Consider the following 13,108-nt stretch of genomic DNA (forward strand, 5'->3'; position numbering starts at 1 on the left):
ACATATGCAACAATGGGCCAGGATTGCAATTCTCGGAGCCATGTTTGTTGTCGCATATTTGCTCATTTTGGCGTGGCAAAAAGATTATGGAAATGCTGAAACAAAACCGCAGCAGGAAACTGCTGTTGTTTCGCATGACGTATCTGCAGATTTGCCAAATGGTCAGACGGCTACAGTTGCCTCTGATCTGCCACAAGCAAATGTGCCAGCGCAGCAAGCCACGGATGCCACAGCACCTGTAAGTCAGCAGCTTATTTCAGTACAAACTGACCTTTATCATCTTTGGATCAATCCTAAGGGTGGTGATATTGTTCGTATTGAATTACTCAATCATGACAAGAACAAAGACAGCGATGAACCGTTCGTGATGCTGGAAAGCGATGCGAAACGTACTTATGTCGCCCAGTCTGGCCTGATCGGTCTGAATGGACCGGACAGCAGCCGTAACGGCCGTCCAATGTATGAGCTGGAAAAAACCGCTTATACCCTGGCAGATGCGAAAACAGTCAAATCCAAAGATGGTGAAAACCTGAAAGTATTGTCTGTACCGCTAGTGTTTAAAACCGCTGACGGGATCGAGATTATCAAGACCTTCAATTTCACTGAAGGTGAATATCCGGTCGTGGTGAACCACAAAGTGGTCAACCGCAGTGGCCAGACCTGGCAAGGTCAGATGTTCGGTCAGATCAAACGGGATAACTCGGAAGATCCAGGCAAGTCCGATCAAGGGATCTTCACGCTGGGAACATTCCTCGGCGGTGCATGGGGTACCCCGGACGAGCAGTACAACAAGCTTAAATTCGACAACTTTGTTGAAGAAAAAGTCAGTACTGAAGCGACAGGTGGTTGGGTGGCAATGGTACAGCACTACTTTGTCAGTGCATGGGTTCCAGGTCAGCTGAAGTTGACTCAAGGTAATGGCGAAGCTTATAGCGCCAAGCTTGAATCACGTAAATCAACCGATAATATGAACATCATCGGTTTTACTTCACCAACGTTTAATGTACCAGCAGGTACAGTGGCTGAAATTGATGCGACCTTCTATTCAGGTCCAAAAATCCAGTCAGAACTGAAAGATTTGGCTGCGGGTTTAAACCAGACCGTTGATTATGGCTGGTTATGGCCAATCGCGAAATTACTGTTTGTTGGTCTTGAGTTCTTCCATGGTCTGGTGGGTAACTGGGGCTGGGCAATTATTCTGTTGACCATTCTGGTAAAAGTGATCCTGTGGCCATTGTCGTCGAAGAGCTATCGCTCGATGGCGAAAATGCGGGTGATTGCGCCAGAAATGCAACGCATGAAAGAAGAGTTCGGTGAAGACCGCATGCGCTTCTCTCAAGAAATGATGGCATTGTACAAACGTGAACAGGTCAATCCGCTTGCCGGCTGTTTACCGCTGTTATTACAAATGCCAATTTTCCTGGCCTTGTACTGGGTATTAATGGAATCTGTGGAACTGCGTCATGCGCCATGGATGCTGTGGATTCAGGATTTATCCTCAATGGACCCATGGTTCATCCTGCCGTTGTTGATGGGCTTAACGATGTATATCCAACAGTCGTTAAATCCACAACCGACGGATCCAATGCAGGCGAAAGTCTTCAAGTTTATGCCGATCATCTTTACGGTATTCTTGTTGTTCTTCCCGGCAGGCCTGGTTCTGTACTGGATCGTCAACAACTTGATCACGATTCTGCAACAAACTTTGATTAACAAGTCTGTTGCCAAAGATCGCGCTAAACGTGATGAGGCTACTCCAGTCAACTAAGTTGTACGGATAGGCTGAATAAATCCGCTTAAGATGGTAATCTTAGGCGGATTTTTTTTGGCTGTACTTTTGAGTCTTTGCAGGTGAATTTTATGCTCAACCGAACCACAACTATTGCTGCGATTGCAACTCCACCAGGACGTGGCGGCGTTGGGGTGATTCGCCTGTCAGGCCCGAAATCCTATGAAATTGCCCAGCAACTGACGCAAAAAGAGCTGCCTAAAGCCCGTTTTGCCGGTTTCCGCCAGTTTTATGATGCGGCAGGTGAGGTCATGGATGAAGGACTGGTCATCTGTTTTCCGAATCCAAACTCATTTACCGGCGAAGATGTAGTGGAGCTACAGGGTCATGGTGGTCCGGTGATTCAGAATGCCCTGCTTGGCCGTTTACTGGAACTGGGTGCCACTGCGGCCAAAGCCGGTGAGTTCTCGATGCGTGCCTTCGAAAATGGTAAGCTGGATCTGGTGCAGGCCGAGGCGATTGCCGACCTGATTGATGCAACCTCGCAAGCAGCAGCACGTTCTGCGGTGCGTTCTTTGCAAGGAGCTTTCTCGACCAAAGTTAATGCAGTCCTTGAGCAGCTGATTCACCTGCGTCTGCATGTGGAAGCCGCGATAGATTTTCCGGAAGAAGAAATTGATTTTCTAGCAGATGGCAAGATTTTAAATCTGCTGGATGGTGTATCCAGTGCAGTCACTCAAGTACAGCAATCTGCACGTCAAGGTCAGTTGTTACGTGAAGGCTTGCAAGTCGTAATTGCGGGTAAACCGAATGCTGGTAAATCCTCCTTACTGAATGCATTGGCTGGAATTGAACGCGCGATTGTGACCGATATTGCCGGCACCACCCGTGATGTCCTGCATGAAAAGATTACCTTAAATGGCTTGCCGATTACCCTCACCGATACCGCAGGCTTGCGTGAGACTGGGGATATTGTGGAAAAAGAAGGGATCCGCCGCGCGATTAAAGAAATCGAACAGGCCGATTTGTTGCTCTTGGTCTATGACTTAAGCCAGGGCGAAGATCCGCTTCAACTCGCTCAAGAATATTTTGCTGAACATATTGAACCGAAACGTTTGATGCTAATTGGCAATAAATGCGACCTGACCGGTGCTGAAGCTATAATTGGCGATTTAAATGGTTTCCGGCATATCGCAGTCTCAGCCAAGCAGGAAACCGGTGTTCAAGCACTCATAGAGGCGATTACAGCGCATGCAGGCTTCCAGCCTGAGGAAGACACCTTTATCGCACGTACCCGTCATTTAGACGCAATGAAGCGTACTCAGATCTATCTGGCTGAAGCGCGTGAACAACTGGTGGTGTATAACGCCGGTGAACTGGTAGCGGAGTCCTTACGTCTGGCGCAAAATGCTTTGGGCGAGATTACTGGTGATTTCAGTGCAGATGACCTGCTGGGCAAGATCTTCGGTTCGTTCTGTATTGGTAAATAATTATTTAATAAACATCAAAAAAGTCCTCAACTGAGGGCTTTTTTTAGGCTGATAGATGGGATTTTTGATACGTCCACCATAGGGTAAAACACAGCAAACTAATCGCGACACAAAAGCTGATCACGGCGAAATCCAGCCCCCAGTGATCGGCCAGATAACCCACGGCAATGATAGGGACAATAGTGCCCAGATAAGCAATAAACAGATAGGTCGACATGACTGCGGCACGATTGTCTAAGCTGGTCATTTGATGGATCAGTGCAAAAGCACCCATCAGGGCAAAACCATGGCCAATTCCAAAGCAAATATCACTGATAAAAAATAGCAGGCTGATTTTCGAATACATACATAGCGCCAGAATCATCAGGCTCAAGCACATCATCATCAGACCGATATTCAGACATTTGGACGCTGCAACCGCTTTGGCCATAAACTGCACGATCACTGAAACCACTAAAATACTGGTAATGGCCAGTCCGCTGACCAGAGGGCCATGCCAAGGTAAAATATTACGGACAAAGGATGGCGATAGTGAAGCAAATAGGCTAAAGGCAGCAAAGGCACTAAAAGCCGTCACTGCAATAATCATAAATACCAGATGAAACTGGGCTTCAGGTCGTTGCAGTTTGGGTGCCATGCTAAACGGTTGTACCTCAAACTTGGGAGGCTTGATCCAGAATAAGCCAATCAAACACAGCACGGCGCCCAAAATCACCGGTAAATATGGCATCACCAAAGGCGCATCAGAAAACTGCGCAATCACGCCACCGACCAAGGGTCCCAAACCAAAACCCATTGCAGTAATGATTGAAATCAGTTGTGGTGCAGTGTGTTTATGGCTTTCTGGGATGGTATGCATCAAGCCCATCATGGCAGAGGTAGTCATCAGGCCCGAGGCAATCCCAATAATAAAACGGCCAATCGAGAGGATTAGTGCATTCTGGGCAAAAACAGAAATGATGAGACCCAGCGTGATCAGTGCTAGACCAATTTGCAGGGTCCGTAAAAATCCGATGCTGTTACTGGTTCTGCCTAAAAACAACAAGGTCGAGAGACAGCCAAACATATAGGCGACAAAAATGTAGGTGATCTGGCTTGGCAGCAAATGCCAGAGCTGTTGATAAATCGGATAGAGTGGACTGGCCAAAGCGGTGCCAATCGTTCCCATCATTAAAGCTAGGCTGACCATCAAGAACGGTCGCCAGCTGGTCGTTATTGTCATGAAAATGCCGTTATAGTGTTGATCCTTGGCCAATCCATGTCAGGGCGTAGCGAGGAAAATAGAAAGTGTCTGCAGTTTAGAATGGATACAGAAAATCGGTCAAGGTTGAATTAGTAAGATGTTTATCGTTTAAAATATTTTAATTATATAAAACAATTACTTAATATGAGTATTAATGTTTTTTTAGATATATTGGAGTTAAATATAACGCTATGCATTGTGTTCCACGTGAAACATTATGAGCTTATTTAACTGAGTGTAAACAGTAACATAAATGTTTGAGAAATTTAAAATCAGAGCGATTAGAATCAAAGCATATTCTTATCCAATTCATGTAGAACATTCATGTTAAAAAAAACACTAATCATTAGTTTAAGTACATTCGTTTCAAGCTTCGCATTTGCCAATATTGATACGGTACAAGCTAACTTGGCAAAAAACAGTCCCAATTTAAAAATTGAAAATATTCAGACCACCGAGATGAAAGGCATCTATAGTGGCTCCATGCAGGGCCAAGTGGTTTATCTGAATGAAGATGCCAAGCATCTGATTGCCGGCCCGATGCTGCGGATTCAGGATCAACATAATTTGACCCGTGATTTAATGCTGAAACAAAATAGTATCGACTGGAAAAAATTACCGCTTCAGGATGCTGTGAAAAGTGTAAGAGGTACGGGGAAACGTCAGATTGCCATCTTTTCTGACCCAAATTGCCCGTATTGTAAAAAGCTTGAGCTAGAGCTGAAAAAACTGAATGACTTGACCATTTATACCTTTATTCTTCCTTTAAAACCCCAGTCGGTGGCTCCTTCAAAACAGGTATATTGCGAGTCTAATCCAGCTCAAGCATGGGAAGATCTGATTGCTCAAGGGATTCAGCCTAAATCGAAAAAAAGTTGTGCCAATCCGGTTGAGCGAAATAAAAAACTGGCTCAGTCTATGGGTGTGAATGGTACACCTGCGATTATTTTTTCCAATGGTTTTAAGGTGATGGGCGCCTATCCGGCAGAGCAGATTGAGCAGATTTTTAAAGAATTCGATTTATAAAAATTAAATAAAGATATCAGTTGCTCAATATAAAAAAGCACCTCATTGGGTGCTTTTTTATTAAGGCGATCCAGTTAACATCAGATTGCTTTAGACAGTGCGGCGTTTGGTCACCATATTATAAATAAACAGAATAACCACAGCACCAATCACGGAAGCAATCAGACCTGCTGCGGAATCTGCCGAATACAGACCGAGCATACGGCCCCCAAAAGTCGCCAATAAGGAGCCGGCAATACCCAGTAAGGTGGTCATGATAAAACCTGCCTTGTCATTACCCGGGTGAATGGCACGTGCAATCAGACCTGCTACAAAACCAATGACGATCGCCACAATAATTGTCCACATATGCATACTCCTTCTTATCATGTCTTTGTTTTCACATCTGTTTAATCATCTTGAAACAAAGTCAGGCTCATAAAAAGTTGAATCCTGAAACGAGATGTTATTTTTTGTTCCTGGTTTTCTGTCTATTTGAGGTATAAAAAAAGTGGCTTATGCCACTTTTTTCAATCTGATTTTAAAGACCGATTTCACCAATAAATGGCAAGTGACGGTACTTCTGGTCATAGTCCAGGCCATAACCCACGATAAATTTATCTTCAACTTCAAAGCCCATAAATTCGACCTTCAAATCGATTTCACGACGCGATGGTTTACTTACCAAAGTACACAGTTGAATCGAGTTGGGTTCACGGGTTTGCAGGATTTCGAGTACCTTGCTTAAGGTGTTGCCTGAGTCAATAATATCTTCAACCACCAGCACATCTTTACCACGGATTTCACCGTCTAAATCTTTCAGGATTTTTACATCACGTGACGATACCGTGCCACCGCCATAACTGGACACAGTCATGAAATCCAATTCATGCGGTTTTGAAATCACACGACATAAATCAGCCATAAAAATCACTGAACCACGTAATAAACCGATGAGCACAAGTTCTTTGTCACTATTGGCATAGTGTGCATTGATTTGAGCACCAAGCTCTTTGACTTTAGCTTGAATTTCTTCAGCGGAAATCATTACGCTCATTTGAACGGTCATGGGTAGATACCTAAAAAGTAAAAATAGCAAAATAAAAAAGGTGTTGACCTGCAACACCTGAATACGTCGCAATTTTAATACATCCCTAGCAGAGATGCACCTGTTTTGCTGGCTGTAAATGTAATCATTTTTTAGCCATGGCTGAATCGCGTTTCAGTAAAAAAGCACAGCCCAGCGCCATCGCAGACAGGATTAAGTATTGGCGACGGCGGGATTTTGCCACTTTATTCACTGGCTGCTGCTTTGACATAGACGGCTGCTCCATAAACATAGGTGGCTGCAATATTACGGTCATCGCCAAGCATGGTCAGTGCAAAAAATGCATCTTCAATATTTTTGGCTCTGCTCTGGCGTAACTGCTGTAAGGCAGTGGCATTGAGATCCAGCACCACAAAGTCGGCTTCCTTGCCGAGATTAAAGTTCCCCAGGCGATCATCCAGACTCAAGGCTTTGGCACCGCCTAAAGTGGCATGATACAAGGCCTCAAAGGCAGAGAGTTTTTCGCCCTGCAACTGCTGTACCTTATAGGCTTCATTCAGGGTTTGCAGGTGATTAAATGATGTTCCTGCTCCGATATCTGTACCTAAGCCGACTTTAACACCTTTGTCCCAGGTCTTTTTCAGGGGGAATAAGCCACTGCCCAGGAATAGATTTGAGGTCGGACAGAAGGCAATGGCGGAGTCGGTCTGCTGCATACAGTCCCATTCCTCATCTTCCAGATGCACGCAATGTGCGAAGACAGACTTGCTACCGGTTAAACCATAATGATGATACACATCCAGATAACCTCCACGTTCAGGAAAGAGTTCTTTTACCCAAGCAATTTCATTTTTATTTTCACTTAAATGGGTATGTACATAGACATCCGGATATTCGGCTTTGAGCTGCCCGGCTTTTTGTAGTTGTTCAGGTGTTGAAGTCGGTGCAAAGCGTGGGGTAATCGCATACAGGTTCCGCCCCTTCCCATGCCATTTTTCAATCAACACTTTAGAGTCGGTATAAGCTGTTTCTGCTGTATCTGTTAGCGCTTCCGGTGCATGACGATCCATCAGGACTTTACCTGCGATCAGGCGCATATTACGTGTGGTTGCCGCATTAAATAAAGCATCTACGGATTCAGGATGAACGGTACAAAAGACCAATGCAGTCGTGGTGCCGTTTTTAAGCAATTCCTGCACGAAAAATTCGGCAATTTTTTCGCTATAGGACGCATCTTGGAACTGAATTTCAGTAGGGAATGTATAGGTGTTGAGCCATTCCAGCAGTTGTTCACCATACGCCCCGACCATTTCCGTTTGCGGGAAATGAATATGGGTATCGATAAAACCGGGAACAATCAATTGATCTGGATAGTGCTGTAATTCAGCGTTGGTAGGAAGTCGTGACTGCCCTTCTTGCCAAGGACCAAACCACTGGATTTTACCCTCTTGAATGATGACTAAACCATCTTCTACATATCGCACTTGGTCGTGTATATCACGTGCTTGGGCAACTGTATTCTGAATGTCGAGGAAGCGACCACGGATCGCTGTCGTTGCAATTACAGAAGACATTTTAAACCTACGCTTTTTGATTTTTTCGATTGATTGTAGCTGAAAAAATTGCCATGTTTGTATGAATATTCATATTTAAATAGTGATCCCGATTCTTCTATGACCTCATCCAATTATCATGATCAATTTCAACAGATCGTGCGTGCGCAGCCGACATTAATGCGCATCTTGCATCAGTTAGCACAATTGCATTCTGACGCTTATGTCGCAGCGGGTGTGTTACGTCATGTGATCTGGGCGCATTTACATGGATGGGAATATGAAATGAATCATACTGAGGTCGATGTGATTTTCTATAACGAAAATGAGCAGGCTCGCGCTATAGAACAGCAACTTGCAGATCAGTTAAAAGACTATTTTCCAGATATCAGTTGGGATGTGACCAATCAAGCCTTTGTACATGAGTGGTATCGTACCGATCAAAATGAAAGTATTAAGCCTTTAACTTCAATTGAGCATGCGCTGTCATTATGGCCAGAAACTGTCACGGCCTTGGCACTGCGCCTGAAAGATGATGAGTTGGAGTTGATCGCCCCTTTCGGTTTAGCAGATTTATTTGAGTTAAAGCTGCGGTGGAATCCGAATTTAGTCAGTTATGCTGTGTTCGAACAACGCATGCTGAGCAAACAGTTTTTGCAAAAATGGCCTAAATTATCCCTGATAGAACAATAAAAAAAGCCTGCTGATGCAGGCTTTTTTGATGATTACTTTTTACAGGGTGGTTTCGTTATATTTCTTGCTATGACGAATCGACAAGATCGCGGTCACAGTCAGGACAATCACAATAAAGCTCAAAGAAATCCAGATCGGCATATGGAACACATCCAGCATCAGCATCTTAAAGCCGATAAAGACCAGAATGATCCCGAGGCCATAAGGCAGATAATGCATTTTTGAGGCTGCGCCCGAGAGCAGGAAGAACATTGCGCGCAGGCCTAAAATTGCCATCAGGTTTGCAGTAAGGACAATGAAGGGATCGGTAGTGACGGCAAAAATAGCCGGAATAGAATCGACGGCAAAGATCACATCAGACGCTTCAACCAGGATCAGGACCAGGAACAACGGCGTTGCCCAGAGCAAACCATTTTGACGTACAAAGAATTTGTCGCCCTGAAGTTGCGGGGTGATACGCATATGTTTACGCAGCCATTTCAGAATCGCCATATCTTCAATATTGCTGTCTTCTTCATGCTGACCACGCAGGAATTTGAAGCCGGTATACACCAGGAATGCCCCGAAGATATACAGAATCCAGGAGAATTCCTGTACGAACCAGGCACCAATAAAAATAAAGATGGTTCTGAGTACAATCGCACCCAGTACGCCATATAACAGCAACTTGCGTTGCAGCACGGGTGGAATGGCAAAGGCAGCGAAGATCATCAGCCAGACAAAGACGTTATCAATCGCCAGGGATTTTTCCAGCAGATAACCGGCAAAGTATTCCATGACCTTGGCATTGGCAATTGCCGTGCCTGCGGTCTGTTCCAGATACAGCCATAAGCCGCCACCAAATAAAGTCGCGACACTGACCCAGGCAATACTCCAGTAGGCAGCTGTACGGACTTTTACTTCCTGACCATGCTGATGCTTAAAGCCGACAAAATCGATCACCAGCATGACTGCGACAATCGCGAAAAAGACAAGATACAGCCAGAGCGTACCAACGGTTTCCATGTGAATTCTCCACATCGGACGACTGGCCATAAAAAAACCTTGACCAGTTGCCAGATGAAAAACATCTATAACAACATGATCAAGGTCTTGCCTACATCTTACTGTTCCACTTTTTTATATAAAGTGTGACTTCAAGATGCTCAGATACCGACTTTTTGCAAAGTGTAATGACGATATTCTGACACGTTTAAAAATTGAAATTTCATTCTTAAACGCTTGGAGGAGGCTACTCCCCTTGTTCAAACTAAATTTTTTTTGAGCGATGGCTCAATGTGCAGCAAGCATGACAGATTTTTGCTAAGACTACAATTTCATTTACAAAAATCATGCTTCAAGGTACTTTCTAAACCAGAAAATCCGGACGCTGAATCAGATATAAGCTGATCAGAAAACCCAGACTCGCCAAGATGGCTCCCACCCAGCCAATACTATGCAATCCGATATGTGCCGTTACCAGACCGCCGAGTAAGGCACCGCCACCAATTCCGACATTATACAGACCTGAAAAAATTGCCATGGCGACATCAGTCGCATCTGAGGCCAGATTTAAGGTCTTGGCTTGTAGGGCCAGACTAAACCCAATAATGCTGATGCCCCAGATTAACGCCAGGCTATTGAGCTGAAATACACCCTGAGACAGTGGCAGCAATAACAGCAGCGAGATTCCCAGCCCGAGTGTAAATAGCGGAATAGTGAGTCGGGGAAAATGTGGTGCAAAACGGCCAAATACATAAGACCCGATCAGACCCGCACCGCCATAAATCAGCAATAAGCTGGTGGTCTGTGCAGAGCTGAATTGCGCAACATTCAGCGCAAAGGGTTCAATATAACTATAGGCGGTAAATTGCGCACTAATCATAAGCACGGTAAGCGCAAAGACCAGCATCAGGCTGGGACGTTTTAGCAAGCTTTTTAAACTGCTGAGTGAACCTGAATTGACACTTGGCAATAAAGGCAAGGTTTTGGCCAGCAGCACGCAGACTACGCTTGCCACAATCCCAATCAAGGCAAAACTATTGCGCCAGCCATAGGCCTCCCCGACCATCCGACCAAATGGGATTCCCAAAACCATGGCCATGGCGGTACCGGTAGCCAATAAGCCCAATGCCTGAAATTCTTTGCCCTTTGGCGCAACCCGCACGGCAAGCGACGCCGTAATTGACCAGAACAGCGCATGTGCCACGGCAATACCAATCCGGCTCAGCACCAGAATGCTAAAGCTCCAGGCAAAATAGGACAGCACATGACTGAAAATAAACACCGCAAATAAAACCATCAGCAGAAAGCGCCGTTCAATATTTTTGGTCAGTAACATCATTGGCAAAGAGAGCAGCGCCACAACCCAGGCATAAATCGTCAGCATCCACCCGACCTGGGTCGGTGACATGGCAAAACTGGTACCAATATCACTTAATAGCGCCACCGGGATAAATTCGGTGGTATTGAAAATAAAGGCAGCAGAGGCTAAAGCAATCACACAGACCCATTGACGCGTCACCGAGGAGGTGGAAGAAGAGCTAGACATACATATCTGATAAAAATAACCGGCTGGCAGTTTAAACCTGTTGAGCATAATGCGGTATCGGTCAGGAAGGATAGATTCACAATCCTTTAAAAGAAATCTAACAATAGGGCAGCGAAAAATATGTCAGTCTGGCTTAAAAACAAGGAGAGGATCGGCATGTTGATTGAGCATCAGCAACAGGACACTGGAGGTTTATGGTTTGTAGAGCCAAATGAAAAACGTCTGGCAGAAATGAGTTATTCCAGGGTAAATGAAGATCAATTAGTGATTGAACACACCTGGGTCGATGACAGCCTACGCGGCCAGCACGTCGGGTATTATCTGGTCGAGGTCGCTGTGAGTTTTGCCCGTGAATACGGCATCAGGATTATTCCAAAATGCCCTTTTGCCAAATCCGTGTTCGAGCGAGAGCCTTGCTTTAATAATGTTTTATAATTTAAAAATGACAACAAAGGTTTAGATTCTTATGGAAATCAAATATCAAGATTCAAAACGTGGTGGTGTATTTTTTATGGAAGATCAAGGACGGCGTCTGGCGGAGATCACTTATCAATGGCGGGGCGATGCAGTCATCATTGCCGATCATACCTGGGTCGATGATTCCCTGCGTGGCCACGGTATTGCCCGGAAAATGCTGGATGTACTGGTCGATTTTGCCCGTGAAAAAAGTTTAACCATCATCCCGCAATGTTCCTATGTGGATGTCATGTTTAAACGTGACCGAAGTTTGGCAGATGTCGCAGCAACGGCTATTTAACTACCCAAGGGGATTTCCCGAAAGATAAATACAGTTTTTCTTTCAAGGCAGGAATCAATATAACCTGTAATAGGGTATATAAACCGAAACCTGCCATCACGCCGGTCATGGCCCAGAAAATTTCTTAAAACTGTTGCAGCATTACTAAAATTGCCATGATCAGCAGATTGATTTGAGCGCTGAATTGCCAGTCATTTAAAGTGATCATCAGGATAAAACACACACATAACAAGGCGAGGGTTAAAATCAGATCTTTTAACATCAGGTGATCCGCATGCTTACGGTAGGTGTATGAAAGTATTGGTTTAATAATTTAGGCACTATTGTTAAAAGTTTAATCCCGAAATGCAAACTGAAAACCGTGTAAGCAAAAACAGATATTTACTTAAAAAATAGTCAGCTTAATTTAAAATTATTGATTAAATTGTGGTTTTAATTCTTCCCTCTAGTGAGATGGCATGATGCTACAGCTTTGCTATGCCAGTGAACGCATAGAATCTGAACAAGAGTTGTTACAAGATTTGAGCGATATTTTGGCCACTGCCCGGAAGTTCAACCTTCAGCATCAGATTCATGGGGTGTTGTATTATTCCCATGGCAAATTTTTCCAGTGCCTTGAAGGTCAGGCTGAAGTAGTGGAAAGTTTATTTCAGAGCATTTGTCAGCATACCCGCCATCACAATATCTTGCGTTTTACAGATGCAATGGTAGAGCAGTCTCATTTCTCGGAATGGTCAATGAAATATGTGCATAAACACAGTGAAATTTCTTCTTTATTTTCACCTTTAGGTTTCAAGCAATTTGATCCGCATGTCTTGCAGCAGTCAGGAATTGCCGAGTTCCTCAAAGTGCTGTATCGCCTGGAAGAAAATCAGACCAGTTTGTTATCGCCAAAAGGCTATAAGTAGCGTGGTTATGTCCCCTATTTCTAATCCATAGGTATCTACACAATTTCCGAGCTTTGCGTTAAATTGAAGAGCATGCTCTTCAATTTAACATCTCTGGTCTGGATCAGCGTCTTGTCAAACGCTATAACGGCCTTGTAAAACTCAATATGAAC

Annotated in this window: 15 protein-coding genes; 7 read left to right on the plus strand and 8 right to left on the minus strand. The window is 44.5% G+C overall.

Going from position 1 to position 13,108, the window contains the following annotated elements; all coding sequences use genetic code 11:
- Positions 1-4: 4 nt before the first annotated feature.
- Positions 5-1,768, plus strand: coding sequence for a membrane protein insertase YidC (gene yidC / locus WAK81_RS01450; RefSeq protein ID WP_005245552.1), 1,764 nt, complete (start codon positions 5-7; stop codon positions 1,766-1,768).
- Between the two features lie 92 nt (positions 1,769-1,860).
- Positions 1,861-3,219 carry a tRNA uridine-5-carboxymethylaminomethyl(34) synthesis GTPase MnmE gene (gene mnmE, locus WAK81_RS01455; protein ID WP_422195385.1) on the plus strand — a complete coding sequence of 453 codons (1,359 nt, stop codon included), beginning with the start codon at positions 1,861-1,863 and terminating at the stop codon, positions 3,217-3,219.
- Positions 3,220-3,262: 43 nt separating this feature from the next.
- Here the strand turns inward: mnmE and WAK81_RS01460 are convergent, their stop codons facing one another.
- The gene (locus WAK81_RS01460; protein WP_422195396.1) at positions 3,263-4,408 is read right to left on the minus strand and encodes an MFS transporter; all 1,146 of its coding nucleotides are present in this window, start codon (positions 4,406-4,408) and stop codon (positions 3,263-3,265) included.
- A 378-nt stretch (positions 4,409-4,786) separates the two neighbouring features.
- Here WAK81_RS01460 and WAK81_RS01465 point away from each other — a divergent pair, with 378 nt between their 5' ends.
- A complete protein-coding gene (locus tag WAK81_RS01465) occupies positions 4,787-5,488 on the plus strand; it encodes a DsbC family protein (protein ID WP_422195386.1) in 702 nt (233 codons plus the stop codon).
- Between the two features lie 90 nt (positions 5,489-5,578).
- Here the strand turns inward: WAK81_RS01465 and WAK81_RS01470 are convergent, their stop codons facing one another.
- From WAK81_RS01470 to guaD, 4 genes are all read right to left on the minus strand, one after another.
- Positions 5,579-5,836, minus strand: a complete 258-nt coding sequence (locus WAK81_RS01470) for a GlsB/YeaQ/YmgE family stress response membrane protein (protein ID WP_216937881.1) — start codon at positions 5,834-5,836, stop codon at positions 5,579-5,581.
- Positions 5,837-6,008: 172 nt separating this feature from the next.
- Positions 6,009-6,536 (minus strand): hypoxanthine phosphoribosyltransferase, encoded by a 528-nt coding sequence (gene hpt / locus WAK81_RS01475; RefSeq protein ID WP_004647133.1) that lies wholly within the window; start codon positions 6,534-6,536, stop codon positions 6,009-6,011.
- A gap of 124 nt (positions 6,537-6,660) precedes the next feature.
- Positions 6,661-6,786, minus strand: a complete 126-nt coding sequence (locus WAK81_RS01480) for a hypothetical protein (protein WP_422195387.1) — start codon at positions 6,784-6,786, stop codon at positions 6,661-6,663.
- On the minus strand, positions 6,761-8,089 hold the full coding sequence (gene guaD / locus WAK81_RS01485; protein ID WP_422195388.1) for a guanine deaminase: 1,329 nt from the start codon (positions 8,087-8,089) through the stop codon (positions 6,761-6,763). Before guaD ends, WAK81_RS01480 begins: the two co-directional genes overlap by 26 nt.
- A gap of 99 nt (positions 8,090-8,188) precedes the next feature.
- On the opposite strand from guaD, the gene WAK81_RS01490 reads away from it, so the two are divergent.
- Positions 8,189-8,761, plus strand: a complete 573-nt coding sequence (locus WAK81_RS01490) for a nucleotidyltransferase family protein (RefSeq protein WP_422195389.1) — start codon at positions 8,189-8,191, stop codon at positions 8,759-8,761.
- A gap of 39 nt (positions 8,762-8,800) precedes the next feature.
- Here WAK81_RS01490 and WAK81_RS01495 read toward each other — a convergent pair whose 3' ends face one another.
- Together WAK81_RS01495 and WAK81_RS01500 are read right to left on the minus strand one after the other, a co-directional pair.
- The gene (locus tag WAK81_RS01495; RefSeq protein WP_422195397.1) at positions 8,801-9,766 is read right to left on the minus strand and encodes a TerC family protein; all 966 of its coding nucleotides are present in this window, start codon (positions 9,764-9,766) and stop codon (positions 8,801-8,803) included.
- A 343-nt stretch (positions 9,767-10,109) separates the two neighbouring features.
- Positions 10,110-11,291: a sugar transporter gene (locus WAK81_RS01500; RefSeq protein WP_422195390.1), complete on the minus strand. Its 1,182-nt coding sequence runs from the start codon at positions 11,289-11,291 to the stop codon at positions 10,110-10,112.
- Positions 11,292-11,447: 156 nt separating this feature from the next.
- Here WAK81_RS01500 and WAK81_RS01505 point away from each other — a divergent pair, with 156 nt between their 5' ends.
- Both WAK81_RS01505 and WAK81_RS01510 read left to right on the plus strand, forming a co-directional pair.
- Positions 11,448-11,726: a GNAT family N-acetyltransferase gene (locus WAK81_RS01505; RefSeq protein WP_422195391.1), complete on the plus strand. Its 279-nt coding sequence runs from the start codon at positions 11,448-11,450 to the stop codon at positions 11,724-11,726.
- Positions 11,727-11,757: 31 nt separating this feature from the next.
- Positions 11,758-12,048, plus strand: a complete 291-nt coding sequence (locus WAK81_RS01510) for a GNAT family N-acetyltransferase (protein WP_005108225.1) — start codon at positions 11,758-11,760, stop codon at positions 12,046-12,048.
- 124 nt (positions 12,049-12,172) lie between these two features.
- Here the strand turns inward: WAK81_RS01510 and WAK81_RS01515 are convergent, their stop codons facing one another.
- Complete coding sequence (locus WAK81_RS01515; protein ID WP_422195392.1) at positions 12,173-12,310, minus strand: hypothetical protein; 138 nt, start codon at positions 12,308-12,310, stop codon at positions 12,173-12,175.
- A gap of 196 nt (positions 12,311-12,506) precedes the next feature.
- Here WAK81_RS01515 and WAK81_RS01520 point away from each other — a divergent pair, with 196 nt between their 5' ends.
- Positions 12,507-12,956 carry a BLUF domain-containing protein gene (locus WAK81_RS01520; protein ID WP_422195393.1) on the plus strand — a complete coding sequence of 150 codons (450 nt, stop codon included), beginning with the start codon at positions 12,507-12,509 and terminating at the stop codon, positions 12,954-12,956.
- The last annotated feature ends 152 nt before the right edge of the window (positions 12,957-13,108 follow it).

The organism is Acinetobacter sp., assembly GCF_049284435.1.
Classification (GTDB): domain Bacteria; phylum Pseudomonadota; class Gammaproteobacteria; order Pseudomonadales; family Moraxellaceae; genus Acinetobacter.

Coding starts and splice junctions, on each gene's coding strand:
- yidC (WP_005245552.1), top strand. CDS start 5: ATGCAACAATGGGCCAGGATTGCAATTCTCGGAGCCATGTTTGTTGTC.
- mnmE (WP_422195385.1), top strand. CDS start 1,861: ATGCTCAACCGAACCACAACTATTGCTGCGATTGCAACTCCACCAGGA.
- WAK81_RS01460 (WP_422195396.1), bottom strand. CDS start 4,408: ATGGTCAGCCTAGCTTTAATGATGGGAACGATTGGCACCGCTTTGGCC.
- WAK81_RS01465 (WP_422195386.1), top strand. CDS start 4,787: ATGTTAAAAAAAACACTAATCATTAGTTTAAGTACATTCGTTTCAAGC.
- WAK81_RS01470 (WP_216937881.1), bottom strand. CDS start 5,836: ATGTGGACAATTATTGTGGCGATCGTCATTGGTTTTGTAGCAGGTCTG.
- hpt (WP_004647133.1), bottom strand. CDS start 6,536: ATGACCGTTCAAATGAGCGTAATGATTTCCGCTGAAGAAATTCAAGCT.
- WAK81_RS01480 (WP_422195387.1), bottom strand. CDS start 6,786: ATGTCAAAGCAGCAGCCAGTGAATAAAGTGGCAAAATCCCGCCGTCGC.
- guaD (WP_422195388.1), bottom strand. CDS start 8,089: ATGTCTTCTGTAATTGCAACGACAGCGATCCGTGGTCGCTTCCTCGAC.
- WAK81_RS01490 (WP_422195389.1), top strand. CDS start 8,189: ATGACCTCATCCAATTATCATGATCAATTTCAACAGATCGTGCGTGCG.
- WAK81_RS01495 (WP_422195397.1), bottom strand. CDS start 9,766: ATGGAAACCGTTGGTACGCTCTGGCTGTATCTTGTCTTTTTCGCGATT.
- WAK81_RS01500 (WP_422195390.1), bottom strand. CDS start 11,291: ATGTCTAGCTCTTCTTCCACCTCCTCGGTGACGCGTCAATGGGTCTGT.
- WAK81_RS01505 (WP_422195391.1), top strand. CDS start 11,448: ATGTTGATTGAGCATCAGCAACAGGACACTGGAGGTTTATGGTTTGTA.
- WAK81_RS01510 (WP_005108225.1), top strand. CDS start 11,758: ATGGAAATCAAATATCAAGATTCAAAACGTGGTGGTGTATTTTTTATG.
- WAK81_RS01515 (WP_422195392.1), bottom strand. CDS start 12,310: ATGTTAAAAGATCTGATTTTAACCCTCGCCTTGTTATGTGTGTGTTTT.
- WAK81_RS01520 (WP_422195393.1), top strand. CDS start 12,507: ATGATGCTACAGCTTTGCTATGCCAGTGAACGCATAGAATCTGAACAA.